The 25684-nt window shown below is 63.0% G+C and carries 23 protein-coding genes; 14 read left to right on the top strand and 9 right to left on the bottom strand.

Annotated elements, in window-relative coordinates; translation table 11 throughout:
- Positions 1-8: 8 nt before the first annotated feature.
- The gene (locus tag PO883_RS03130) at positions 9-1349 is read right to left on the bottom strand and encodes a hypothetical protein (protein ID WP_289308455.1); all 1341 of its coding nucleotides are present in this window, start codon (positions 1347-1349) and stop codon (positions 9-11) included.
- 388 nt (positions 1350-1737) lie between these two features.
- On the opposite strand from PO883_RS03130, the gene hpf reads away from it, so the two are divergent.
- The 6 genes from hpf to PO883_RS03100 all read left to right on the top strand — a co-directional run bounded on the left by hpf (position 1738) and on the right by PO883_RS03100 (position 7791).
- Positions 1738-2103, top strand: coding sequence for a ribosome hibernation-promoting factor, HPF/YfiA family (hpf, locus tag PO883_RS03125; protein WP_289308454.1), 366 nt, complete (start codon positions 1738-1740; stop codon positions 2101-2103).
- A 98-nt stretch (positions 2104-2201) separates the two neighbouring features.
- A complete protein-coding gene (locus PO883_RS03120) occupies positions 2202-3287 on the top strand; it encodes an enoyl-CoA hydratase/isomerase family protein (RefSeq protein ID WP_289308453.1) in 1086 nt (361 codons plus the stop codon).
- Between the two features lie 20 nt (positions 3288-3307).
- On the top strand, positions 3308-3625 hold the full coding sequence (locus PO883_RS03115) for a hypothetical protein (RefSeq protein WP_289308452.1): 318 nt from the start codon (positions 3308-3310) through the stop codon (positions 3623-3625).
- A 71-nt stretch (positions 3626-3696) separates the two neighbouring features.
- Positions 3697-4074 (top strand): BlaI/MecI/CopY family transcriptional regulator, encoded by a 378-nt coding sequence (locus tag PO883_RS03110; RefSeq protein WP_167093661.1) that lies wholly within the window; start codon positions 3697-3699, stop codon positions 4072-4074.
- Between the two features lie 2 nt (positions 4075-4076).
- Positions 4077-5597, top strand: coding sequence for a M23/M56 family metallopeptidase (locus PO883_RS03105; RefSeq protein ID WP_289308451.1), 1521 nt, complete (start codon positions 4077-4079; stop codon positions 5595-5597).
- A gap of 88 nt (positions 5598-5685) precedes the next feature.
- A complete protein-coding gene (locus PO883_RS03100) occupies positions 5686-7791 on the top strand; it encodes a TonB-dependent siderophore receptor (RefSeq protein WP_289308450.1) in 2106 nt (701 codons plus the stop codon).
- A gap of 9 nt (positions 7792-7800) precedes the next feature.
- On the opposite strand, the gene rapZ is transcribed toward PO883_RS03100, so the two are convergent.
- Positions 7801-8664 (bottom strand): RNase adapter RapZ, encoded by an 864-nt coding sequence (gene rapZ / locus PO883_RS03095; protein ID WP_054265936.1) that lies wholly within the window; start codon positions 8662-8664, stop codon positions 7801-7803.
- A gap of 500 nt (positions 8665-9164) precedes the next feature.
- On the opposite strand from rapZ, the gene PO883_RS03090 reads away from it, so the two are divergent.
- Positions 9165-9389: a hypothetical protein gene (locus PO883_RS03090; RefSeq protein WP_289308449.1), complete on the top strand. Its 225-nt coding sequence runs from the start codon at positions 9165-9167 to the stop codon at positions 9387-9389.
- On the opposite strand, the gene PO883_RS03085 is transcribed toward PO883_RS03090, so the two are convergent.
- Together PO883_RS03085 and PO883_RS03080 are read right to left on the bottom strand one after the other, a co-directional pair.
- Positions 9373-9714 carry a hypothetical protein gene (locus PO883_RS03085; protein ID WP_054265938.1) on the bottom strand — a complete coding sequence of 114 codons (342 nt, stop codon included), beginning with the start codon at positions 9712-9714 and terminating at the stop codon, positions 9373-9375. The two genes, PO883_RS03090 and PO883_RS03085, sit on opposite strands and share 17 nt — an antisense overlap.
- A 37-nt stretch (positions 9715-9751) precedes the next feature.
- On the bottom strand, positions 9752-10651 hold the full coding sequence (locus tag PO883_RS03080) for an RHS repeat domain-containing protein (protein ID WP_289308448.1): 900 nt from the start codon (positions 10649-10651) through the stop codon (positions 9752-9754).
- 249 nt (positions 10652-10900) lie between these two features.
- Here PO883_RS03080 and PO883_RS03075 point away from each other — a divergent pair, with 249 nt between their 5' ends.
- Complete coding sequence (locus PO883_RS03075) at positions 10901-11122, top strand: hypothetical protein (protein ID WP_289308447.1); 222 nt, start codon at positions 10901-10903, stop codon at positions 11120-11122.
- A gap of 196 nt (positions 11123-11318) precedes the next feature.
- Here PO883_RS03075 and hprK read toward each other — a convergent pair whose 3' ends face one another.
- From hprK to ilvA, 4 genes are all read right to left on the bottom strand, one after another.
- Positions 11319-12254, bottom strand: coding sequence for an HPr(Ser) kinase/phosphatase (hprK, locus tag PO883_RS03070; RefSeq protein ID WP_054265941.1), 936 nt, complete (start codon positions 12252-12254; stop codon positions 11319-11321).
- 51 nt (positions 12255-12305) lie between these two features.
- Positions 12306-12788, bottom strand: a complete 483-nt coding sequence (locus PO883_RS03065; RefSeq protein WP_289308446.1) for a PTS sugar transporter subunit IIA — start codon at positions 12786-12788, stop codon at positions 12306-12308.
- A gap of 437 nt (positions 12789-13225) precedes the next feature.
- Positions 13226-14056: an NADPH-dependent 7-cyano-7-deazaguanine reductase QueF gene (gene queF / locus PO883_RS03060; RefSeq protein WP_289308445.1), complete on the bottom strand. Its 831-nt coding sequence runs from the start codon at positions 14054-14056 to the stop codon at positions 13226-13228.
- A 78-nt stretch (positions 14057-14134) separates the two neighbouring features.
- A complete protein-coding gene (gene ilvA / locus PO883_RS03055; RefSeq protein ID WP_289308444.1) occupies positions 14135-15670 on the bottom strand; it encodes a threonine ammonia-lyase, biosynthetic in 1536 nt (511 codons plus the stop codon).
- Between the two features lie 193 nt (positions 15671-15863).
- On the opposite strand from ilvA, the gene PO883_RS03050 reads away from it, so the two are divergent.
- Positions 15864-16376, top strand: coding sequence for a YqaA family protein (locus PO883_RS03050; protein ID WP_289308443.1), 513 nt, complete (start codon positions 15864-15866; stop codon positions 16374-16376).
- Between the two features lie 18 nt (positions 16377-16394).
- On the opposite strand, the gene PO883_RS03045 is transcribed toward PO883_RS03050, so the two are convergent.
- Positions 16395-18527, bottom strand: a complete 2133-nt coding sequence (locus PO883_RS03045; RefSeq protein WP_289308442.1) for a TonB-dependent siderophore receptor — start codon at positions 18525-18527, stop codon at positions 16395-16397.
- 86 nt (positions 18528-18613) lie between these two features.
- Here PO883_RS03045 and PO883_RS03040 point away from each other — a divergent pair, with 86 nt between their 5' ends.
- The 5 genes from PO883_RS03040 to PO883_RS03020 all read left to right on the top strand — a co-directional run bounded on the left by PO883_RS03040 (position 18614) and on the right by PO883_RS03020 (position 25672).
- Positions 18614-19804, top strand: coding sequence for a sensor histidine kinase (locus PO883_RS03040; protein WP_289308441.1), 1191 nt, complete (start codon positions 18614-18616; stop codon positions 19802-19804).
- A complete protein-coding gene (locus tag PO883_RS03035; protein ID WP_289308440.1) occupies positions 19801-20580 on the top strand; it encodes a LytTR family DNA-binding domain-containing protein in 780 nt (259 codons plus the stop codon). The genes PO883_RS03040 and PO883_RS03035 overlap by 4 nt, the downstream gene beginning before the upstream one ends.
- A 231-nt stretch (positions 20581-20811) precedes the next feature.
- On the top strand, positions 20812-24840 hold the full coding sequence (locus PO883_RS03030; RefSeq protein WP_289308439.1) for an FAD/FMN-binding oxidoreductase: 4029 nt from the start codon (positions 20812-20814) through the stop codon (positions 24838-24840).
- Positions 24837-25259, top strand: a complete 423-nt coding sequence (locus PO883_RS03025; RefSeq protein WP_289308438.1) for an HIT family protein — start codon at positions 24837-24839, stop codon at positions 25257-25259. The genes PO883_RS03030 and PO883_RS03025 overlap by 4 nt, the downstream gene beginning before the upstream one ends.
- A complete protein-coding gene (locus PO883_RS03020) occupies positions 25256-25672 on the top strand; it encodes a gamma-butyrobetaine hydroxylase-like domain-containing protein (RefSeq protein ID WP_167093107.1) in 417 nt (138 codons plus the stop codon). The genes PO883_RS03025 and PO883_RS03020 overlap by 4 nt, the downstream gene beginning before the upstream one ends.
- Positions 25673-25684: the final 12 nt, after the last annotated feature.

Raw genomic sequence — 25684 nt, 5'->3', positions numbered from 1 at the left:
CGCGGTGCCTAGAAAAACTCCGGGTGCTCGCGCAGCAGCAGCTGTTCGTACTGGTTGACCGCCTTGAACTGTTCCAGCCCCGGCGCCATGCGCCGGCCGGCGTCCCAGCTGCGCCAGGCACGCGCCATGTCATAGCTTTTGAACAGCGCGTCGCCCATATCCTTGTAGGCTCCGGCCAGCGCCGGATTGGCGCGCAAGACGCTGGCGTACAGCGGCAGCGCGCCGCGTACGTCGCCCAGCTTGGCGCGCCAATTTGCTTCAAACAACGCCAGCATGTGCTGTTTGTGGGTGTTGAGCTTGCGCAGTTCCTGCAGCGTGGCGAGCGCCGCCTCCATCTCCGCCTTCCCCTTGGACCGTATCGCCGCCGCAAACGCGCGCACTTGCGGGTCGGCGTTGAGCAGCACCTTCTGCTCCGGGGTCGGCATTTTCATCGGATCACCGCTGACAAACGCCAATTCGGACATGCCGAGCATGGCGTCGAAGGCGCGCTTGTCGGCGAACGCTTGTGCGATCCCGGTCTCGAACGCTTGCCTGGTTGCCGCCGTCGGCGGGGCCGCATTCGCCTGCGCCTTGTCGAGCAGCTGATCGAGTTCGTTAGCCGCTGCCGCGCGCGGCTTGTACGGCTTGAGGTCGTAGCTGGCCGGAGCGCTTTGCCTGAGCGCGCTGACCGTATAGGTACGCGTCTGGCTGTGGCCGACCTGCTTGTGGTGCATCACGAAGCCGGCCGGCACGCGCTTTTCGCTGGCCAGGCGCGCCAGCACCAGCGGATGGCCGCCGAAACGGTAGCGCATCATGCGCTCGAACAGGGCCGCGTCGCCGGCGTTGACGCGGGTGCCGCCGGCAGGGATGTGCGCCAAGGGATTGCCGTCGACCGCCAGCACGGTGGCGCCGGCCTCGGTAGATTCGGACAGCTTGCGTGGCGCCGACGTGATCGACAAATTATGCTCGTCGAAGACCGGGTCGAACGAGGGCGGTTCGACGTTGGCCATGATCAGGGCCTTGTTCATGGAAGCCCGGTTTTTCAATTCCTGCATGCGAAAGCCGACGCCATCGAACAGCGAGTAGTCGACATAGCTGCCACTGGCCAGGTCGATCTGATAGCGGCGCCGGTTCGCCAGGTCGTAAATCATCGTTTCGCCCGCGCTGCTCACCGACAAATAGCGTTCGCCCAGCAAAACCTTGTACTGCTTGACCTCGTCCGGTGGCGGATTGTCGCCGTGCGAGGCGACCTTGTATTTGGTGGCGACGCTCAGGTCGAAACTGAGGGCGGCAAAGGCTGGGGCACTGGCGCACAGGGCGCCGGCCAGGAGCAGGCGCGGCAGGGAGATGAAGGCGGAGCGTTTGAACATATCGGCATCGGGAAATTGGCGGGGGAAGCGATTGTAGGGGAAGTCCGTTGTCTTATATATATCGACTTACATACCTGCTACTTTCCGATCCCCGCGGTATCGCGAGGATATACCGCAGCGAATATATCGCCTATTTCCCCTTGATTCCTGGCGTCTTTGTGCTTACCTTGTGCTATGCCGAATAACTGATACACTTGGTTCTACACGAGGGAAAGTTGCTCGGGTACAAAAATGAAGGAGTTGAATACCATTAAACCCATTAATCGATTGGCAATTTTTCGGACCAGCATGACCAGATCGTCCGTGCAGTAATAACGCTGTTCCTCTGCGCTGCCATGCGTACGAACCGATAGTAACAAGAAGTGCCATTATCATTAGGAGTGTATGTATGAATCTCACAATCAGTGGACATCATCTTGAAGTAACGCCAGCCATCCGTGAATACGTACAAAGCAAGCTTGAGCGCGTAAGGCGCCATTTCGATCAAGTGATCGATATTGCAGTCATCCTCACCGTCGACAATCTGACGGAAAAAGAAAAACGTCAAAAGGCCGAGATCAACCTGCGCCTGTCGGGCAAAACCGTGTATGTGGAAAGCCTGTCGCACGATCTCTACGCCGCCATCGATACCCTGATCGACAAACTGGATCGTCAGGTCATGAAGTACAAAAACAAGATCCAGGACCACAATCACCAGGCCATCAAGCACCTGCCTGAAGAGATGCCTGAAGAAGAGACGCCGTCGGCCGCATAAGCAGGCCCCGTCCCACTCGCCAAAGGGCGCCCGCGTGGCGCCCTTTTTGCATCCATGCGCGATAAAATAGCGCTCTTTTCCTCTTCCATCAGCCAGCCATGAGCGAATTCGTCCAGACCCGCGTTGCCAACCGTACCGGCATGATTACCCTCGACCGTCCCAAGGCCCTCAATTCGCTGTCGCTGGCGATGGTGCGCGAGCTCACTGAGGTGTTAAGCGCATGGCGTATTGATCCCGCCATCGATGCCGTGGTCATTGGCAGCAGCAGCGACAAAGCGCTGTGCGCCGGCGGCGATATCCGCTTTTTCCACGATTGCGGCCATGCCACGCCGATGGGCGGCAGCGCGCTGCTGGAAGATTTTTTCACCGAAGAATACGCGCTCAATCACCTGATTCATTTTTACCCGAAGCCATATATCGCGCTGATGGATGGCGTGGTGATGGGCGGCGGCATGGGCATTGCGCAGGGCGGTCCCGAGTGCCGCATCCGCATCGTCACCGAGAAAACCAAGATGGCCATGCCCGAGGTGAATATCGGCCTGTTTCCGGATGTGGGCGGCAGCTATTTCCTGTCGCGCGCGCCGGGGCAACTGGGGCAGTATCTGGGCTTGAGCGGCCTGACCATCGGCGCGGCCGATGCCTTGTACGTCGGGCTGGCCGACCTGTTCGTGCCGCAGGCGCAGATGGGCGCGCTCAAGGAACTGATCGAGGCCACTCCGGGCGCGCAGCTGCGCGCGGCCATCGGTGCGTTTGCAGCGCCGTTTTCCGCTGACGCGGGCGCATCGACCCTGGCCGCGCAGCGCGATGGCATCGACCGCCATTTCGGCGCCGGCTCGGTCGCGGCCATCATGGCCTCGCTCGAAGGCGATGACGGCGAGTTCGCGCAAAAGGCGCTGGCCGCGATGCGCCAGCGTTCCCCATTGATGATGTGCGTGACGCGCGAACTGCTGCTGCGCGGTGCAGCACTCGATGTCGCCGATTGCCTGCGCATGGAACGCACCGTGGTGCGCCACAATTTCGAGCACGGCGAAGTGCTCGAAGGCGTGCGCGCGCTGGTCATCGACAAGGACAACGCGCCCAAGTGGAATCCGGCCAGCCTCGATCAGGTCGACGCGCCGATGGTCGAGCGCTTTTTTGCGCCGGTGTGGCCGGCAGCCGCGCATCCGCTGCGCCATCTGGATTGACGTGATGCCCGGGGCGCGGCGTGGCATATGATCTTTACGTCGGCCCCGGCAACTGGCGTGATGGCCCGCGCGATCACGTCGGCAGCATCGATTTCGGCGAGCTGCCCGCCTTCGCGCGCCTTGTCAAACGCGGCGATGATGATTTGATCGAACGGATGTCCAAGCTGTTCGACGACCAGGCCTTCGACCTGGGCGACATCGAACGGGCCCTCGACGCGCTGCTGCCGCTGCTGCACGCCAGCCTGCAAGCGGATGAACGCACCTTGCTGCACAAGCTGATCGCCGTGCTGTCCTTTGCCAGCCGCAGGCAGCAGGGGCTGTTCTGCATATCCGACTGAATCCAGTGGCGCTTGACCTTGTGTGACAAATGTCGCATACTTGCCCTATCAGTCACAAATGGAGCATCGTCATGTCGGTCATTCCTTCGGTTTCAGAACTGAGCCTGCTCAAAGTCCTCTGGAAGGACCAGCCCCTGAGCGCGCGCGAACTGCACGAGCGCGCCGTCGCGGAACTGGACTGGTCGTTTTCTTCGACCCGCAAGACGCTTGAACGCATGCTCGACAAGCAGATGGTGTCGCAGCATGCGCAGCACGGTGTGCAGGTCTACCGCGCCCAGCTCGACAAGGTGACGACCCTGGCCGCCTTTGCGCGCGACTTCGGACGCCGCGTGATGGAGATCGACGCGCCGCTGCCCGTCAATATGTTCACCGGCAGTAAACTGGTCGACCAGCAGGAACTCGCGGAACTCGAACAGATGCTGCAAGACTGGCCCGACGCGAAGGACTGAGCATGCTGAACGCGATCGCCTTTCCCTTCCTTAAAGCGAGCATCACCTGCGGCATTGCGGCCGCCGTTATCCTGGCGCTGCTCTCGCTCGCGACGCGCGCGTGGCCGGTGCTGGCCGGGCACCGCTCGGTGTGGCTCTGGTCGCAGGCGGCCATCGCTTGCGCCTTCGTGCTCGCGCTGCTGCCGCACAGCGCCAGTTACAGCGTACTGCCGGCCATCGAGATCGAACGTTCGGCGGCCGTCGCCGCGAAGCCGCCGCAGCACGTTGGGGCGGATGACGTGGATGGTGCCGACGACGACGTCGATGTCATCGAGCTGCTCGCGCAAGCCTGGCTGGCGCTGTATGCGGCTGGCCTGCTGGCCGCCGGCACACGCTGGATGCATGCGCAGCGCGGCCTGCGCGCCTTGCTGGCCAGCGCGCGCCCGCTCGACGCCCCGGCACTGGCGCAGCACGCGGGCTTTGGCGCCGATCCGGTGGCTGCGCTGCTGCGGCGCGGCCTGCGCATATCCGAAACCGATGCCGCCATCTCGCCCATGCTGACCGGCCTCGCGCGGCCACACTTGCTGCTGCCGCGCCATCTGCGCAGCTTCAGCGACGAGCAGCAGCGCCTGATCGTCGCCCATGAACTGACCCACTGGCAGCGCCGCGATCCCTTGTGGCTGCACGCGGGCATGCTGCTGCAAACCCTGTTCTGGTTCAATCCCCTGCTGGCTGTGCTGACCCGGCGCCTGAACTGGGCGCAGGAACTGGGATGCGACCGCGCCGTGCTGGCCGGCCGCCCTGCGCAGCAGCGCAAGCAGTATGCGGCCGCCCTGGTGGCCCAGCTCAAGGTGCAGCAGGAAAGCTTCGGCGTGCCGACAGCCAGCATCGCCTTTGGCCATGGCGACACCGCATCGCTGCGCGCCAGGGTGGGCCTGATCCGCGAGCAGGGATTGCGCGCGGCCGGCTTGCCGGGCAAGGCCGCGGTGGCCGCCGCGCTGGTGTCGGTGCTGGGCGCGAGCCTGTTCCTGCAACCGGCGTTCGCCTGGCGCGCGCTGGAAGCCACCGCGCCAGCAGCGGCACCCGCCGCCAGCGCGCCGCAGCAGTGGCGGATGCCGGTCGACCGCGTGCGCGTCACCAGCTTTTACGGCGCCGCGCGCAAGAACCTGGAAGACGGCCATCACGGCATCGACTTCGCCGCGCGCACCGGCACGCCCGTGCTGGCGGCAGCCAGCGGCACCGTGCTCGCATCGACTGCGCAGTACGAAGGCGGGCCGCAATACGGCGATGTGATCGTGATCGAACATGCCAACGGCGTGCGCTCGCTGTACGCTCACCTGAGCGTGCGTTCGGCGCAGCCGGGCCAGGTGGTGCGCGCCGGCGAGATGATCGGCCTGGCCGGTGACACCGGCAAGGTCACCGGTCCCCACCTGCATCTGGAAGCCTTCCGTAACGGCGAGCGCATCGATCCGCAGCGGATGCTGACGTCCCTCGACGCCTATGCCACTTCGCAGGCGCTGCGCAAGCGTCCCGCCAAACTTTAACCAACTCCCCCGGTCAGGCGCGGTTTCCCCTGCGGCGCAGCAGCGCCGCAGGGCTGTGCTCGTCCCTGAACACCATCGAAGGAAACCCATGCAGATCCGTCCGTATGCCTGCGCCTGCGCGCTGGCTTTATCCTCGCCTGCGCTGGCCGCCGACGTGCTTCCCAAAATCGAAATCGCGGGCGCCCGTTACGACCAGCGCAGCGAGGAAACGGCCGCCAGCCTGGTGGTGGGACGCGAAGAGCTGATGCGCCATGGCGACCGTTCGCTCGGCGACGCCCTCAAGCGCGTGCCCGGCATCACCATCGGCGGCGGCGGCGGGCGCGCCAGCGATATCCGCCTGCGCGGCCTGGGTAACGGCTACACGCAGGTGCTGCTCAACGGCGTGGCCGCGCCGGCCGGCTTTTCGCTTGAATCGCTGGCGCCCGAATTGATCGAACGGGTCGAGATTGCGCGCGGCGCCTCGGCGGCGACGAGCATGCAGGCCATCGCCGGCAGCGTCAACATCGTGCTGCGCAAGTCGGCCACGCGCCTGCGCGCCACCGTCAAGGCAGGGCTGGACACGCAGCACGGCCGGCCCTCGCCCAGCCTGGGCGGAGAATTCAGCGGCAAGGACGATGCGTTTTCGTATTCGGTTCCGGTGAGCCTGTCGTATTCGCCCTTGCCCGCGCCGTCGCACGAGGAAGAGACGGGGCCCGGCCTGCGCCGCAGCACACGCCTGAACGAAGTCAACACCACGCGCCTTGCGAGCCTGTCGCCGCGCGCCAACTGGAAGCTGGCCAACGGCGACACGCTCGGCTTGCAGGCCTTCCTCAGCAACAGCCGGCGCGCGACCGATGCATGGGCCAGCGAGACCACGCAGGAAGGGGCGCCGACCCTGCATCCGCAGCGCGCCGCAGTGTTCAGCATGCCGGCGACATGGCTGCGCGCCGATCTGGAATGGGCGCGCAGCCTGGGCGAGGGCGCGCGCATCGAAGCGAGGGGCGGCATCCACCGCAGCCGGCGCGAGTCCGACTTCGAGTTCGGCGATGTGATCAATGGCAGGCGCGCGCCCGCGCTCAACCTGGTCACGTCCGAGTTGCGCGAAGGCGGCTACCACGCGGGCGCCAGCTGGACGCGGCCTGTGGGCGGCGGTCACACGCTCACGGCCGGCTGGGATGGCGCGCACACGACGCGCAGCCAGACCCGCGTTGCCAGCGAACGCGATACCTTCGACGAGGCGCCGCTCCTGACCGACAACCGCTATCACGGCATCATCGACCGGCTTGGCGTGTTCGCGCAGGATGGCTGGGAGATCAGCCCCGCGTGGTCGCTCTCGGCCGGCCTGCGCTGGGAAACGCTGTGTACCTCGGTCGCCGAAGCCGGCGTGGCGGCGGTGCGCCAGCGCAGCGTGATCCCCGCGCCGGTGCTGCAAGCGCTGTACAAACCGGCCGCCGGCCACCAGCTGCGCGCGGGACTGGCCCGCACCTACAAGGCGCCCGCGATGGGCAGCCTGATCCCGCGCCGCTACACGGTCGACAACAACAACAGCGCCACCAATCCGCACAGCGAGGGCAACCCGGCGCTGCGGCCCGAAAAAGCCTGGGGCCTCGATGCCGGCTACGACCGCCACATCGGCAAGGATGGCTTGCTGGCGGCCAGCGCTTACGTGCGCCGCATCGACCACGTGACGGTCACGCGGCTGTTCCAGGATGGCGCGGATTGGGTATCGACGCCGGCCAACCAGGGCAGGGCGAGCGCGCGCGGCATCGCGCTGGAAGCGAAGCTGCCGCTGCCCGGTGTGGCGCGCGCGGCGTTGAACGGCAACGTGGCGCGCAACTGGTCGCGCATCGACAAGGTACAGGGGCCGGACAACCGGCTGGCGGAGCAGGCGCCGCTCACGGCCAGCCTGGGCATCGATGTGCGCGCCGCGCTGACGGTGGGGGCGAGCTTCACGTACGCGCGCGGTGCGGTGACGCGCTACTCGCCCGTATGGCGCGAATGGAATGGCGGCACGCGCTTGCTGGATATGTATGTCTTGTGGGGAGCGGGCAAGCAGACGCGCCTGCGGGTCGGACTGAGCAATGTGCTGCGGCGTTCAAACGTTTCGCAGTCGGACCATGGCGGCGACGGCGGCATGCGCTCCACCAGGCGCGAGCTGACGCCCGGCGCGGCGCTACGCATCACGTTCGAGCATGATGTTGAACGGCCCAAATGAGCCGGCGGGTCAGGACTGTTCGCGGTGCCTGAGCACGACCCGTTCGGTCGGGCTGAAGTAGGCGGCGAGGCGCTCGGCCATGTACACCGAGCGATGCTGCCCGCCGGTGCAGCCCAGCGCCACGGTCAGGTAGCTGCGGTTGTCGGTCTTGAACGACGGCAGCCACTTCTCGACGAAGGCGCGGATGTCTTCCAGCAGTTCGGCCGCGCTGGGCTGGGCGTCGAGGAAGGCGATCACCGGCGCATCCATGCCGGTGAGGGGGCGCAGCGTCAGGTCGTAGTAGGGATTGGGCAAGGCGCGCACGTCGAATACGAAGTCGGCGTCGAGCGGTACGCCCAGTTTGAACGCGAACGACTCGAAAAAGAGCGTGAGCGGCGCGCGTTCGATCTCGACCAGTTCCTTGATCCACGCGCGCAGCTTGTTGGCTGACAGGTCGGACGTGTCGATCACGTGGCCCAGCTGTTCGATGGCGGACAGGCGCTCGCGCTCTTCGAGAATGCACTCGATCAGGGTGCGGCGCGAAGCGGGATTTTCATCGGGACGCAGCTGGTGCGACAGCGGATGGCTGCGCCGCGTTTCGGAAAAGCGCGCGACCAGCGAGTGCGTGTTCGAGGTCAGGAACATGACCTTGATGTCGTGGCCCTGGTCTTTCAGCAAACGGATGTTGGTGGGCAGTTCGACCAGCGACTGGGCGCTGCGCGCATCGACCGCGACGGCGGCGCAGGCAGTGCCGTCCGCGATCAGCGCGTCGATCAGGCTCGGTAACAAGGCTGGCGGAAGGTTGTCGACGCAGTAGTAGCCTGCATCTTCAAGCACGTTGAGGGCGACCGATTTGCCCGATCCGGAAATACCTGTAATGAGTACAATGCGCATAGGCCCGATGATACCCCAAGCGGGTGGGCTTTGCTTAGGCACTATGCATGATTCTCAACAGGCAACAGAGATTTTACAACGGTCTTTGGCGCTACCTGTGCGTACAGCTAGGTTTAGTCGCTGCTCATCGCCTGGTGAAGCAGGGGGCTCAGGGAGCACCGCTCCGTGCCTGCGAAACGGTGTGTCCTTGCAAGGGCTTACCGCGTAAACAGACCTGGTTTGAACAGCGATCCGTGAGCAGAACCGCGCCGTCAATGCACTGGCAGCGACCCAGGCCGCAGCCGACGCACGGCGCCCAAGCCCAGCATCTCGCAGCGGCGAACGGCAAGCGCTACGAGAATGCCTTGGCCCAGGTCTGGAACGCCAAGCAGTTTCGCGCTGGCTGGGCATGAGCTGGTGATCGTACTGATGGCGGAGGGTAATCACGACCTGGCATCATCCATGTGGTTGCGGGCAATAGTGGCGCGCAACACTGTGACGCCGGAAATGCTGGCTGCAGCATGAGCCTCCGCGCCCGCCGATGCAACGCCACGCCGACGCTGACCGAGCGCTTCGCCGACGCGGTCCAGATCGTCAAGTTGGAATGCACCTGCGGTGCGCACGGCGCCACGCTCATGTACACGAAGCCGGAGGACAGGACCAAGATGATCCAGGCGGCAGAGGATGGATGGAATTTATCTGCTGCCCTTGGGGTGGTGCAAGCGGATATTATTCGGGCGAAGTAAAGAGGTACGATGCAAGAATTTCTCGCATTCTGCCAATATCGGCTCTAATTGATGTGCTTGCCCCCCCCTTTTCAGCAGCCTCGATCTTTCTTGCCAGAAGCTCTTCCATTTTCTGCTTTGCTGCCGGGTATCGTGAAGCTAAAATCCCCCACGTTTGAAAACCGTAGATGCGCCTAAACATCTCAGATGGCAGAAGATCTGGAATCGGATTGTCATGAATCCAAACTAGTGCTTCCAACGCCGCCTCATAATTGCCCTCCCCGATTAGGTCGCATGCACTCATAAAAGTGTCTCTTAACTTTTCCATCTGCAAATGTTGATCCATAACGCAACTCCGTATCGCAAAAGCGATTTAGACCGCACTAATGATCGTAAGTTTCGTAGGAGTGATTTTTCAACCACTTATCTTTTCCGTATCCGTCAACCCACTTCCAATCACCGGAATAGCAGCTCTCCGCGCATCTTTTGTAAAACTTGGTTGCCTCTTGGTAGCATTCTTCCAAGCTTTTTGGGTTGAACATTGTAATGGTGCAAATCCAGTTTTGCTTAAGTGCTGCGGGAACGCACAAATCCGTTACGCACTTCGGCGGGTTTTTGGACCACTCTTCATAGGACTTGGGCGGACCGTCATTTCCGCCACCACCGCCACCACCACCACCTCCTCCGCCGCCCGTTGGAATGCGGCGGGGTCCGCCGACAGGCCAGTCGCCTCCGCCGCGAGTTCCCGGCGCTTCAACGATGCAGGGAATCGGACTTTTCTCCTCGCAAATCGGATCGGCTTCGCTCGAATGTTGTCGGTCGATAAGGACTGATATCCCCTTCTCAATGGCGAAAGCGGCTGCGATTTCTTTTTCATTTGGAATGACCGTCTTTTTTTTAAAAACAACTTTTCGGCCGGTGCCGTTTTCCACGATCGATTGGATATTTCCATTTTCGTCATAGATAGACGTGATTGCCCTGCCATCGGAATACGTGATTCCTTGGAGGCGACCATTGCGGTCGTAGAGATACGTTCCAACAGTTCCGTCCGGCCGTGTCTCAGACTGAGTTTTACCGTTTACAACCGTACGCTTTGTTTGTAGAGCCATCTGGATAGCTAGCTTAGCAATCGTAGAATCGATTGCTTTTTGTTCCGGCGATACATCCGCCTTGGTTACGGTTAGTGTTTTGGCTTCAACAGGGCTGCTCGCGAAGGCTTCGGCGCTTGCCAGTCCGAATACCCATAAAGCAGAAAAAATTTTTGACGTCAATTTCTTGTTCATATCAACTCCCATTCGGATCGTTATGACTCTTAGTCAATGAAGGCTTTTCCGAGCACTGATTTTTATCCTAATAAAACCAACTAAATGGGGGTTGTTCCAGATCAAAAGAATCGGGCGAACTTCTGCCTGTGCGTGATGTCGCACGAGCCTGAGATGCGAGGGCGAGATACGTGGGCTATACTGTATGGATGTACAGCATAGTCAAAAGATGACGAGTTCGCGGGGCGCGTCGGCCCGACCGGGACATATATGCGGACCCTGGCGCTGCCCCATCTGACGATGTGCGCGGTAGAGACGTGGCGTGAACTGAAGTTGTTCGCAGTTGGGACGGATGCGCGACCGGAGCCGATCATCCCGGTGCTCTTTGAGCCGCAGCTCGTGGCGATGCACGGGAACAGAATGCTGTTTCGCGGATTGGAGCGGCAAGGCCATCAGCGCGATCCGAATGCGGTGTCCATCATGCAGGAGTAGTCAGTTCAGATCACGAGGGGGGAGGGAAGTTACAGGGTGTAGCTCCGTGCCTGCGGAACGGTGTGCCCTTGCAAGGGCACACTCCGTAAACAGGCCTGGTCTGAACTCATCGCCTGGTGAAGCAGGGGTTTCACGGAGCATGGCTCCGTGCCTGTGGAACGGTATGCCCTTGCAAGGGCACACTCCGTAAACAGGCCTAGTCTGAACTCATCGCCTGACGCTGACGTTCCATGAATTCCTGTAACGTATCGATGCCGCGCAACTGAAGAATCGTATTTCGGACCGCCGCTTCGAGCAATACAGCGATGTTGCGACCGGCCGCCACGGGAATCACCACCTTGCGAATCGGCAGTCCCAATACATCCTCGGTCGGGAACAAAAACGGCAAGCGCTCGACTTCTTCTTCCAGCGCGCTGCGGCGCACGAGATGGACGATCAGCTTGAGGCGCATCTTGCGCCGCACGGCTGTCTCGCCAAAGATCGCCTTGATATCCAGCAGCCCCAGGCCGCGCACTTCCAGCAGGTTTTGCAGTAGCGCCGGGCAGCGTCCTTCGATCATGTTCGGCGCGATGCGCGAGAACTCCACCGCATCGTCGGCCACCAGCCCATGGCTGCGCGAAATCAGTTCCAGTCCCAGCTCGCTCTTGCCCAGGCCCGAGTCGCCGGTAATGAGCACGCCCACGCCCAGCACGTCCATGAACACGCCATGCATGATGATGCGCTGCGCGAGCTTCTTGGACAGGTACACGCGCAAGAAGTCGATCACCTGCGCGGCCGGCAGCGGCGTGGAAAACAAGGGGATGTTCTGCTCGTCGCAGATGGCCAGGATATCGGGCGGCGTATCGAGACCCTGCGCGATGATCAGCGCCGGCGGCCCGCCGGCAATGAGCTCGCCGATGACGTGGCTGCGCGAGCCGGATTTAAGCCGGTGGTAATACGTCAGTTCCTGGTGTCCGAATACCTGGATGCGGCCCGGGTGGATCAGATTCAGGTGGCCGACCTGGTCGGCGGCGGAGGCGACGTCGCCCGAAATGAGGCGTTCGCCGCCGGGAAAGCCGGCGAACCAGCCCAGCTGCAGACTTTCGCGATTGTCGTCGTACAGCCGTTGGATGGTCAGCGGAGTTTGCAGCATGAACGGGTCTTCAGAAAAGTGAGGGCGCCAACGCGCCCGGCACCAGGAAGTTTAACCCAGTGCTTGCAGACTTGGTTGCCAATTGACGATGCGCGCATGGACCGATTTCGGGTCCGGATCGGTGGCCAGCGCTGTGCGGAAACCGTCGTCGGAAAACATCTCGGCGATCTCGGACAAAATCTCAAGGTGCTGCTGGGTCACATGATCGGGAATGAGCAGGAAGAACAGCAGGTTGACCGGCTGGCCATCGGGCGACTCGAACGGAATCGGTTCGAGCAGCCGCACGAAGGCGGCCAGCGGCGACTTGAGGCTTTTGCTGCCCTTGATGCGCCCGTGCGGCACGGCCACGCCATGGCCGAGCCCGGTTGAGCCCAGGCGCTCGCGCGCAAACAGGTTGTCCGAAACGGTCGAGCGGGCAATTCCGCAGTTGTTCTCGAAGATCAGCCCGGCTTGCTCGAAAGCGCGCTTTTTGCTGGACACTTCGAGATCAAGCAACACGTTCTCGAGCGATAAAATTTTGCTAAGGTTTGTCATAACGCTGAGTATTGGTGCGATGCACAAGGGTGCTTGCGAGCCAGAATTATAGGCCTGTTTGCCAGCTGTGTAATCGGAATTCGTTGTCGATCCATATCAAGTCTGCATTGACATTTCGCAAGATGAGTAGCGATTCATACAAGCCGGAAAACCTGGGCCAGGGGCGGGTGTCGAAAATTTGAATTTCCGCCATGAAATTGAGGATTTTGCACACAAATGCTGGTCCTTAACGCAGTTTGCCATTTTTCCTGTGCTTGCTGCCCGTTTTTTCAGCGCGGCATGTGCTCACGCGCCTGTTGTCTTATTACAAAGTCGGTGGCCGTTATCTGTCGCCCGAAAAGCACACTCGTTCCCTTCCCGATCAAGGTATTCCCGCGTAGCAATGCCGTCAAGCGTGCGCGCAGGGGGAAACCAGTCCCCTTGCGCTGCCTCAAACGTCACTGGCGGGCGGTGCGCAGATTGGGCGGACGGCCCGAACTGAAGTTGCTGCGCCAAGGGTTGATGTCCAGTCCGCCGCGGCGGGTATAGCGGGCGTACACAGCCAGCTTTTGCGGCGCGCACTGGCGCAGGATGTCGGTAAAGATGCGCTCGACACATTGCTCATGGAATTCATTGTGTTCGCGAAAGCCGATCAGGTATTTCAGCAAGCCTTCCTGTTCGATCTGCGGGCCGACGTAGTGAATCTGCACACTGGCCCAGTCCGGCTGACCGGTGACCAGGCAGTTCGACTTGAGCAGGTGCGAGACGAGCTTTTCCTCGACCGGCGCTGCGTCCTTCGCGGCCTTGAGCAGGGCGGGCGAGGGGGAGTAATGATCGATCTCGACGTCGAGGCGGTCCAGCAGCACGCCGTCGAGTTCGCCCATCTTGACGGTGTTGAAGGCGTGCGGTTCGATCAGGGTGATGTGGACCGGCGCGCCGAAGCCGCCCGCCAGGTCTTCGTGCAGCAGGGCCAGCAAGGCGTCGCTGCTGGACAGGCGCGTCTGGTTGAACGAATTCAGGTATAGCTTGAAGGATTTCGATTCGACGATGTTGGGCGAGTCGGCCGGCACCGTGATCGTGGCGATCGCCACCTGGGGTTTGCCGCGCATGTTCAGCCACGAGATTTCGTAGGCGTTCCAGATATCGACACCGAAGAAGGGCAGGGTGCCGGTGAGCTGGAGTTCATCGCGCTTGCCCTGGCGCGGGATCGGAAACAGCAAATCCGGCGCGTATTGGGTTTGGTAGGCGGACGTTTTGCCCAGGGGGGATAGAGCGGCGGTGTTGGTCATATCGATTCAGTCAAATTCAAGCACCGTCGCCCCGCGCAGGCGGGAGCGACGGCGATCAGGTCAGCGAGGGTAGTGGCATCACCCCAAAAACATCTTATACACCGGATTGGCACTCTCATCCCAGTGACGGTATCCGAGCGTGGTGAGGAACAGGCGGAACTCTTCCATTTCCTCGGCCGGCACTTGCAAGCCCACCAGAATCCGCCCCACATCGCCGCCTTGATTACGGTAATGGAACAGCGAGATATTCCAGTTCGGCGCCATGCTGTCGAGGAAGCGCATCAGCGCGCCCGGGCGCTCGGGGAATTCAAAACGATACAGCAACTCGTCATGGGCCAAGGTACTCTTGCCGCCTACCAAATGGCGGATGTGCAGCTTGGCCAGTTCGTCGTGCGTCAAATCGAGTGTCTTGAAGTCGTTCTGCTCGAAGGTGCGCGCCAGCACGCCGGACTCGCCGCGGCTGGCAATCTGCACGCCCACGAACACGTGCGCCTGGGCCGCATCGCTGACCCGGTAGTTAAACTCGGTCACATTGCGCGGCCCGATCAGCGCGCAAAAGCGCTTGAAGCTGCCGCGCTGCTCGGGAATGGTCACCGCGAACACCGCCTCGCGCGCTTCGCCCAGTTCCGCGCGCTCGGCCACGAAACGCAGGCGGTCGAAGTTCATGTTGGCGCCGCAGGCGATCGCCACCAGGGTCTCGCCGCGCACCGGGTTCTTGCTCATCGCCGAACGCTCGATATACGCCTTGGCGCCGGCCACCGCCAGCGCGCCGGATGGTTCCAGGATCGAGCGCGTATCCTGGAACACGTCCTTGATCGCCGCGCAGATCGCATCGGTATCGACCAGGATGATTTCGTCCACGTACAGCTGCGCCAGGCGGAAGGTCTCTTCGCCCACCAGGCGCACGGCGGTGCCGTCGGCGAACAGGCCCACGTCGGACAGGGTCACGCGCTGGCCCGCTTTCAGGCTGCGCGCCATCGCATCCGAATCGGTCGACTGCACGCCGATGATCTTGATGTCCGGGCGGATCTGCTTGACGTACGCCGCCACGCCGCCGATCAGGCCTCCGCCGCCAATGGCCACGAAAATCGCATGGATCGGGCCCGAATGCTGGCGCAAGATCTCCATGCCCACCGTGCCCTGGCCGGCAATGACGTCCGGATCGTCGAACGGGTGCACAAAGGCGAGGTTCTGTTCTTTTTCGAGCGTCAGGGCGAAGTTATAGGCGTCGGTGTACGAGTCGCCGTGCAAAATGACTTCGACATGGGCGCCGCCGAATGCCTTGACCGCATCGACCTTCACGCTCGGCGTGGTGGTTGGCATGACGATCACCGCGCGGCAGCCGATCTTGGCCGCCGACATGGCCACGCCCTGCGCGTGGTTGCCGGCCGACGCGCAGATCACGCCGCGCTTGAGCTGTGCCGGCGCCAGGTTGGCCATCTTGTTGTACGCGCCCCGCAGCTTGAAACTGAACACGCTCTGCATGTCTTCACGCTTGAAGTAAATGCGGTTCTCCATGCGCTGCGACAGGATCGGCGCCAATTCGAGCGGCGTTTCGGTGGCAACGTCATAGACGCGGGCGGTCAGGATTTTTTTGAGGTAGTCGATAGTCATAGTCTGCAAACAAAGTGATTCTGGGCCGGAAAATCCGGAACGCGATGCTGTTGACGCTGGACTGTGTTGTCGGCGGATGGCCGAGGCTTGCAGTGCGATGCGCGGTTCCGGGTGACGGGCTCGGCGTATCGTGTCGTTGCAATAGTTTTTCCTCATTATAATGGACGGCTTCAGCAGCCATCAAAGTGCGTCCATGATCGAATCCGCTGTCCTCTGGCTGCTCAAATTGCTGGCCGCTCCCGCGGTCGGGCTCAGCTCGGTCTTCGTGATAGCGTTCATTTCGGCAACACTGCTGCCGCTCGGGTCCGAGCCGGCCGTGTTTGCGGTGATCAAGGCCAATCCGGGCATGTTCTGGCCCGCGATCCTGGTGGCGACCCTGGGCAATACCCTGGGCGGTGCGCTCGACTACTTCATCGGCTACCGCGCCAAGGTCGCGTTTGCGAAAGAGCGCAAGTCGCGCTGGTTCGCCTGGCTGGCGCGCTACGGCGCCAAGACCATGCTGTTGTCGTGGGTGCCCGGGATTGGCGATCCGCTGTGCACACTGGGCGGCTGGCTGCATTTGCCGTTCTGGCCCAGCCTCGGCTATATGGCGATCGGCAAATTCGCGCGCTACCTGACCATGACTACTGCGCTGTTGTATGTGCCGGACAGCTTCTGGAAGGGGCTCGGCGAGACCTTGTCCAATTTTTGGCACATGTTTTTTTAGCGGTACCTTCCGCTTCGTTCAGAGGCTCGTTTCCAGCACAATCCGCACCACCGCCGGCGACGATGCCCGCCCCGCACGCGTATTGCCGCCGCCGGCATCGGCATACGTACTGCCGCTGCGCCGGTCACGGTGCAGCGCATTCGTCACCGACAGGCGCAGCTGCGTGTTCGCACCGGCCTTCCACACTCCATATACATCGAGCACGCGCACCGGACCCGTATCGCTACGCAGATAGCGGCTCATTTGCGTAGCCCCGCCATACTGCAGGTTCAGGTTCATCCCCACCGTGTACTGCGCCCAGATGCGCGCATCGAAGCCGATATTGGCCGTAATGCGGGCCTGGTCGCCCAGGCGGTTGTCCGGCCCCGGCACCGCATCCAGGCGCGACCAGTTGCGTGCCGCGTTGGCGCGCAGGTCCATGTCCGGCGCCGACGGCAGCACGCTGCGCAGCGCGAAGCGGGCGTCGAATTCGAGCCCGGCTACTTTCGCCTTGCCGTTGTTGAAGGGCGTCGAAATCCAGGCGCCATCCTCCTGGTACAGGGTTTGCACAGTCACCGCGTCGATCCGGCGCGCATAGGCCGACACGCTGACCACGCCGTTCTTGCCGAAGTACGATTCGTAGGCCGTATCGAGCCCCCACGCCAGCTCCGGCTTCAACGCCGGGTTGCCGCGCACGTCCGGATTGGTCGGCCCGTTGGCGTTGTTGACCGTGTACCGGCGCGGCACCAGGTTGCGCACCGCCGGTGCCTTGTAGGTGCGCGAGAGCGAAAAGCGCAGCTGGTCCTTGCCATCGAGCTTCCACAGCAGCTGCGTGACGGGGCTGAGCACGGACGATTTGCTGCTCACTTCCGCCAGCGCGCGCCCCCCGGTTGACGTGTGCAGCCCTTCCCAGCGCAACCCGAGGTAAGCCTGCAGGCGCGGCAACACGGTCCATTCATCCTGCGCGAACAGCGCCAGGCGGCTGACCACCGCGCGGTAGTCCTCATCGAGCTGCGACAGGAACCGGCCGGTGGCGCTACTGTCGTTCTGGCGCCGCGATTCGGTGCGCTGGGTGCGTCCGCCTTCCCAGCCGATGCCCATCGCATGGCCCGGCATCAGCGGTGCCAGGTATTTGCCGCTCAAGACGGCGCTGTTGTCGACCGCATCCGAGAGCACCTTGCGCGCCAGCGTATGGTCACTGCCCGCGCCCCTGAACAGATAATCCGATTCGCGCTTGTTGTGATTGAGCCCCGCCTTGACCGTGAGCTTGCCGTCGGCGCCGACCTGGCGCGCCAGGCTGATGTCGCTGCGCGCCGATACCGTTTCCGCCCTGAAGCCGTAATCGTTGATGGGATACTCGGTGCTCGCGCCGGAGACGGTGGTTTCGACCGCGTTGCCGTTGTTGGCGTTGCGCGAGACATCGATGAAGGTCTGCCACGCCAGGCTGCCGCCGTCGGCCAGGGTCCAGTTCACGCGCGGGGTCAGGTTCAGGCGCGTGCTGCGAAACGATGCCCACTCGCGCAGTTCACGCCGCGCCAGCGGAGCTGCGTCGGCGTCGTCCAGCGTTTCAAGCGTCATGTAGCTGTTGTCGCTGGTCGTGCGCGTCATCTCGGCCGCCAGCGAATACGCCAGGTCGCCGGCGCGCTCGCCCCATTGCAGCGACGCCGACGGGTCGCCCCGCCCAGGCAGCAGGCCGGTGCCGAGTTTCACGTCGCGCTGCTTGCGCGGATTGCCCTTCTTGAGAATCACATTGATGGTCCCGGCGATGGCCTGCGAACCCAGTTCCGCCGTGGCAGTGCGCAAAATGTCGATCCGTTCGATCATCGCCGGCGCGATGCTGTCGATCGAAAACCCGGCCGCCACCGGATCGCCGTTGACCAGCAGCTGCGTATAGCCGGCGCCCAGCCCGCGCATGCGGATTTCGCCGCCGCTGAGCGACACGCCCGGCTGGCGCTTGAGCACCGCCGAGAGCGACGTGTCGCCATATTGGACGATCTCGTCGCGTCCGACCACGATGCGCGCGGCAGTGTCGTCGCGCCGCAGATTGGCGCTGCCGGCGCCGCTCACCTCGACCCTCTGGATCGTGCCGGTGGCATCCTGGGCGTGGACGGCATGGCTGAAGGAGGACAGCAGGGCGATCGCCTGCGCGGAAAAGACGAGAGAGTGTTTCATGAACGATCAAGTGGTTGACAGGGACGCCGATTGTGTCCGCTCGCCCTGCCACGCAACACCGGTATGTGACGAGTCGCCGGAACTGGATGACGAAGGCGGTAGCATGGCAGAAAAATGGCCAGGTGGCGCTGGTATACTTTGCATCGATGACCACCGCACAAAATCCACCCCGGCCAACCAGCCTGCCCAAGGCCTTCCTGACGATCGTGTTGATCTGGACGGTGCTGTGCGCGATCGGCGCTATCGGTAACCATATCGACGACCTGCAACGCGGTGGCGTCAGCCGCCCCTACGCGCATTTGCTCTGGCTCTGGTGGCGCGAGCACCTGCTGCTGATGTCGATGAGCTTCGGGTGCTACGCATTGTTCACCGCCCGCCCGGCGGCGCTGGGCAGCGTGCCGCGCATGCTGGTCGCCTACCTGCTGGTCGCGGCCGTGTTCACGCCGCTCGAACTGCTCAATGCCGGCATGCTCAAACTTCACGACGAGGGTACGCTGTCGGGAATGGCGCCGGTGGTCGACGCCGCGCTGGCGCGTTCGGGATTCTGGCAGTTCATGGCGCTGGTATGGGTGACGTTTACCTTCGTCGCGGTGGTGGCCGCGTGCAGCTGGCGCGAAGGCCGCCGGCGCGAACAGGCCTGGATGCGTTCCCAGAGCGACAACCTGGCCCTGCGCCTGGAGCTGGAGCAGCAACGCTTGCTGGCGCTGCGCGGCCAGCTGGAACCGCACTTTCTTTTCAACGCCCTGAATGCCATCAGCGCGCTGGTGCGCTCGGACGACAAGCGGGTGGCGCTGGACGGCATCAACCACCTGAGTGCCTTGCTGCGCTATGCGCTGGAAGCGAGCGCACGCGATCACGTTGGCGTGGGCGAAGAGCGCCAGTTCCTCGACGACTACCTGGCCTTGCAGCGCCTGCGCTACGGCGCGCGCATGCAGGTCAGTGTCGAAGGCGACAGCGAGGCCGTGCTGGCCGGAGACATGCCGCCGCTGCTGCTGCAACCGCTGATCGAGAACGCGCTGCGCCATGACCTGGATTGCCACGACCGTCCGAGCGATATCCGTGTCGCCTTTGCCGTGACCACGGATCGCCTGACGATCCACGTATCCAACCCGGCCAGCGAGAGCCGCTCGGCCAATCCCGGCCTCGGACTGGGCCTGCACCATGCCCGCGCGCGCCTTCAACTGGCGTACGGCGACAGCGCTTCGCTGCAAACGGGCCTGAAAGACGGCCGCTTCGTGGTCGATATTCACATGCCGCTGCACGCGCCTGACCAATGACAGTGCGCGCGCTGATCGTCGACGACGAGGAACCGGGCCGCGTCAACCTGCGCTACGCCCTGGCCGACCACCCGCGCTGGCAGGTGGCTGGCGAGTGCGCCAGCGTGGCCGCGGCGCAGGCCTGCATCGCTGCGCAGGACGTCGACGTCGTATTCCTCGATATCCAGATGCCGGGCGACTCCGGCCTGGTGCTGGCGCGCGCCTTGGCCGGCCTGGCCAACCCGCCACTGGTCATTTTCGTCACCGCGCACAACGCCTTTGCGCTCGAAGCGTTCGAGGTGCACGCCCTCGACTACCTGCTCAAACCCGTGCACGATGCGCGCCTGGCCACGGCCCTGGCGCGCGCCGAAGCGATGCTGGAACTGCGCCAGCGCCCGGCCTATGGTGCGGCGCTGCGCGCCTGGGCCGATGCCAGCGACGCGCATCCCGGCACGCCGGAGCGCTACTGGCAGCAAGTGAGCGTGCGTTCGGTCGGCCGCATCGAATGCATCCAGCTGGGCGACGTCGACTGGATCGAAACCTGCGGTAATTACGTCAGCCTGCATCTGGCCGCGCGCAGCGTCATGCACCGGCTGCCTCTGAGCCGCCTGCTGGGCCATCTCGACCCCGCCTGTTTTCTCCGCGTGCACCGCGGTGCCGTAGTGCGCATCGGCCAGGCCGCCAACCTGGAGGTGGTGGGCGACGGCGCCTGGCGCCTGACCCTGCGCTCGGGCGCCCACGTCGCCGTCAGCGAACGCTATGTCGACGCCCTGCGCGCGGCGATGCGCGAGCGCTGAGGCGGCGGGTGATTCAGCACATCGTTCCGGAAAATGTGATTTCGGCGGAATTTTGATTGGCTGAAGTCGATATTAAATAAAAAAACGCTTGTCGATTTCTCAAATCGCCATCGATTTGTTTGTGCACTTTCCCCCTGTAGCCCTTGCAAAAGCGAAGGCTGTTCCTGCGTTGTGCAGCGCAATACGCTAGAATGAACTCCCTTAGGGTCAGTCCACATAGTCCACCAATACATGAACGCCCCCGCACAAATCCAAGCACTTCTGGCCGAAACGCCAAACGGTCACGCCGCCACCCGCCTGCGCGAAATCCCTTATAACTACACCTCGTTTTCGGACCGCGAAATCGTGATCCGTCTGCTGGGCGAGTCGTCCTGGGAGCTGCTCGACGAATTACGCGGCTCGCGTCAGACCGGGCGCTCGGCGCGCATGCTGTACGAAGTGCTGGGCGATATCTGGGTGGTGCGGCGCAATCCCTACCTCCAGGACGACATGCTGGACAACCCGAAACGGCGCCAGGAACTGATCGACGCGCTGCATCACCGCCTGGCCGAAGTAGACAAGCGCCGCACCAGCGTTGAAGCGCTCGATGGCGACGACCCGGCCGGCGAAGTCGCGCGTGCGCGCAGCGCCAACGTGGAAAAGCTGCTCAAGGCGGCGTCCAAGGCGGTGGAAGACTTCGGCAATGAATTCCGCCAGACCTGGGACCTGCGCAAGCGCACCACCAAGGTGCTGGGCCGCTACACCGAAAAGCACAACATCTGCTTCGACGGCATGAAGCGCGTCGCCCACGTGACCGACGCCACCGACTGGCGCGTCGAATATCCGTTCGTGGTGCTCACGCCCGACACCGAAGATGAAATGGCGGGCCTGGTCAAGGGCTGCATCGAACTCGGACTGACCATCATTCCGCGCGGCGGAGGAACCGGCTACACCGGCGGCGCCATTCCGCTCACGCCCATGTCGGCTGTCATCAACACCGAAAAACTGATCACCCTGGGCGAAGTCGAAATGACCATGCTGCCCGGCCTGGACCATGAATACGCGACCATCCATTCGGGCGCCGGCGTGGTTACCAAGCGCGTTTCCGACGCCGCCGAAAAGGCCGGCTTCGTGTTCGCGGTCGATCCTACGTCGGCCGAGGCCTCCTGCATCGGCGGCAATGTCGCCATGAACGCCGGCGGCAAGAAGGCCGTGTTGTGGGGCACCGCGCTCGACAACCTGGCGTCGTGGAAGATGGTCGACCCGAACGGCGACTGGCTGGAAGTGACGCGCATCGGCCACAATCTGTCGAAAATCCACGACGCGCCGACCGCCACCTTCAAGCTCGAATGGACCCACCCGAATGTGCGCGGCGAAGCGAAAGACGCGCCGTTCAAGACTGAAATGCTGGTCATCGAAGGCCGCCGCTTCCGCAAGGAAGGCCTGGGCAAGGACGTCACCGACAAATTCCTGGCCGGCCTGCCGGGCATCCAGAAAGAAGGCTGCGATGGCCTGATCACGTCGGCGCGCTGGATCCTGCACAAGATGCCGAAGTACGCGCGCACCGTCTGCCTCGAATTCTTCGGCCAGGCGCGCGACGCGATTCCATCGATCGTCGAAATCAAGGATTACCTCGACGGCCTGCCAGCCAAGGGCGGCCCGGCTTTTGCGACCATTCGCCTGGCTGGCCTGGAACACCTCGATGAGCGCTATCTGCGCGCAGTCGGCTACGCCACCAAATCGAAACGCGGCGTGCTGCCAAAAATGGCGCTGTTCGGCGACATCGTCGGCGACGACGAGAACGCGGTGGCGCAAGCCGCCTCGGAAGTGGTGCGCATCGCGAACACCCGCGTGGGCGAAGGCTTTGTGGCCGTCAGCCCGGAAGCGCGCAAGAAGTTCTGGCTCGACCGCGCCCGCACCGCCGCGATTGCGCGCCACACCAACGCCTTCAAGATCAACGAAGACGTGGTCATTCCGCTGGGCCGCATGGGCGAATACACTGACGGCATCGAGCGCATCAACATCGAGCTGTCGATCAAGAACAAGCTGCAGCTGACCGACCAACTGCGCGCGTTTTTCGCGGCCGGCAATCTGCCGGTGGGTAAAAGCGACGACGCCTCGGGTGAATCGATCGGCGACGAAGAAATGCTGGGCGACCGCGTGCAGCAAGCCACCGAGCTGCTCGACGCCGTTCACGCGCGCTGGACCTGGCTGCTGGCTGAACTCGACCAGCCGCTGGCCGGCGCGCGCGACGCCTTGCGCGCCATCGGCATGGAGCGGCTCGACGTCGTATTCGACGAGCGCCTGTCACAGCAGCCCGGTGCCACCCTGTTCGACGTGGTCCAGGACCGCACTGTGCGCGTCTCGTGGAAGCAGGAGATCCGCGCGCAACTGCGCCAGGTCTTCAACGGCGCCGCCTACAAGCTGATTCTCGACGAATCGACCGCGATCCATCAAAAGGTGCTGCGTTCGCGCGTGTTCGTGGCGCTGCACATGCACGCCGGCGACGGCAACGTGCACACCAACCTGCCGGTCAATTCCGACGACTACGCCATGCTGCAGGATGCGCACGAAGCGGTCGGCCGCATCATGAAGCTGGCACGTTCGCTCGACGGCGTGATCTCGGGCGAGCATGGCATCGGCATCACCAAGCTCGAATTTTTGACCGAAGAAGAAATCAGCGAATTCCGCGACTACAAGCTGCGCATCGATCCGGAAGGGCGCTTCAACAAGGGCAAGCTGCTTAACCTGCCCGAGTTCGGTGCCGACCTGCGCAACGCCTACACGCCGTCGTTCGGCCTGATGGGCCACGAATCGCTGATCATGCAGCAGAGCGATATCGGCGAGATCGCCAACAGCATCAAGGATTGCCTGCGCTGCGGTAAATGCAAACCGGTGTGCACCACCCACGTGCCGCGCGCGAACCTGCTGTATTCGCCGCGCGACAAGATCCTGGCGACGTCCTCGCTGATCGAAGCGTTCCTGTACGAGGAACAGACCCGCCGCGGTATCTCGATCAAGCACTGGGAAGAATTCGAGGACGTGGCCGACCACTGCACCGTGTGCCACAAGTGCGTCACGCCATGCCCGGTCAACATCGACTTCGGCGACGTGTCGATGAACATGCGTAATCTGCTGCGCAAGATGGACAAGAAGACCTTCAGGCCTGCCAACGCGGCGGCGATGTTCTTCCTGAATGCGACCGACCCGGTGACCATCAACGCCACGCGCCAGGTCATGGCCGGCTGGGGCTTCAAGGCGCAGCGCTTCGGCCACAACGTGCTGAAAAAATTCGCCAAGAAGCAGACCCGCGCGCCGCTGCCAACCACCGGCAAGGCGCCGGTGCGCGAGCAGGTGATCCACTTCATCAACAAGAAAATGCCGGGCAACCTGCCCAAGAAGACCGCGCGCGCGCTGCTCGACATCGAAGACGACAAGATTATCCCGATCATCCGCAATCCCAAAGTGACCACGGCCGACACCGAAGCCGTGTTCTACTTCCCGGGTTGCGGGTCGGAGCGATTGTTCTCGCAGGTGGGCCTGGCCACGCAGGCGATGCTGTGGGAAGTCGGCGTGCAAACCGTGCTGCCGCCGGGTTACCTGTGCTGCGGCTATCCGCAGCGCGGCGCCGGCCAGTACGACAAGGCCGACAAGATGATGACGGATAACCGCGTGCTGTTCCACCGCATGGCCAACACGCTCAATTACCTCGACATCAAGACCGTGCTGGTATCGTGCGGCACCTGCTACGACCAGCTGGCGACCTACGAGTTCGACAAGATCTTCCCCGGTTGCCGCATCATGGACATCCACGAGTACCTGCTCGAAAAAGGCGTCAAGCTCGAAGGCGTCAGCGGCACCCGCTACATGTACCACGAGCCTTGCCATAATCCGATGAAGCTGCAGGATTCGGTCAAGACCGTCAATGCGCTGGTGTCGACGGTGGACAACGTGAAGATCGAAAAGAACGACCGCTGCTGCGGCGAGTCCGGTACCTTCGGCGTATCGCGTCCCGACATCGCCACGCAGGTGCGCTTCCGCAAGGAAGACGAGATGGAGAAGGGCGCCGACAAGCTGCGCGCCGATGGCTTCAGCGGCGACGTCAAGATCCTGACCAGCTGCCCATCGTGCCTGCAGGGCCTGTCGCGCTACAACGACGATGCCGGCACCACCGCCGACTACATCGTCATCGAAATCGCGCGCCACAAGCTGGGCGAAAACTGGCTGCCCGAATACGTAGCCCGTGCCAACAGCGGCGGCATCGAGAGGGTATTGGTATGACGTGCGAACTTTGTGAACTGGCGCTCGAACCGATCTGGCGCAACGACAAGCTGTCGGTGATCCTGGTCGACGACGCCGCCTATCCTGGCTTTTGCCGCGTGATCTGGAACGATCACGTCAAGGAAATGACCGACCTGGCGCCAAGCGACCGGCTGCTGCTCACGGACGCGGTGTGGCATGTGGAACTGGCGCTGCGCGATGTGATGAAGCCCGATAAAATCAATGTCGCCAGCCTCGGCAACATGACGCCGCACCTGCACTGGCACGTCATTCCGCGCTACGCCGACGACGCGCACTTCCCGAATCCCGTGTGGACGGTGGCGGTACGCACAACCGACGAATCAACCCTGGCGGAGCGCCGCGCGCTGCTGCTGAAACTGGCGGCCGACATTGTCCGCCGCATGGAAAAACCAGCATGAACCCGACCGCACTGACCGTCCACCAGAAATCGCGCGTGCTCGATATCGCCTTTGACGACGGCAGCAGTTTTTCGATTCCGTTCGAGCTGCTGCGCGTGTACTCGCCGTCGGCCGAAGTGCGCGGCCACGGACAGGGGCAGGAAGTGCTCCAGCTGGGCAAACGCGATGTTGGCGTCACGGCGCTCGAACCGGTGGGTAACTACGCGGTGCAGCCGACCTTTTCGGACGGCCACAACACCGGTCTGTTTTCGTGGGATTACCTGTACAAGCTCGGTAGCGAGCAAACCAGCTTGTGGGCCGACTACATGGCGCGCCTGCACGCCGCCGGTTTCGAGGGTGACGCCGGCCGGGAACCGGGCGCCGAGCTGCCGGGCGTGCCGACGGCGGCCAAGGGCTGCGGTCACAAGCACTAATTACTGCTTGGC

It is taken from the genome of Massilia sp. DJPM01 (assembly GCF_030348125.1).
Taxonomy (GTDB): Bacteria; Pseudomonadota; Gammaproteobacteria; order Burkholderiales; family Burkholderiaceae_D; genus Telluria_A; species Telluria_A frigida.
Note: the sequence above shows the minus strand (reverse complement) of the source record. Positions and strands in the feature narration are given on the sequence as shown.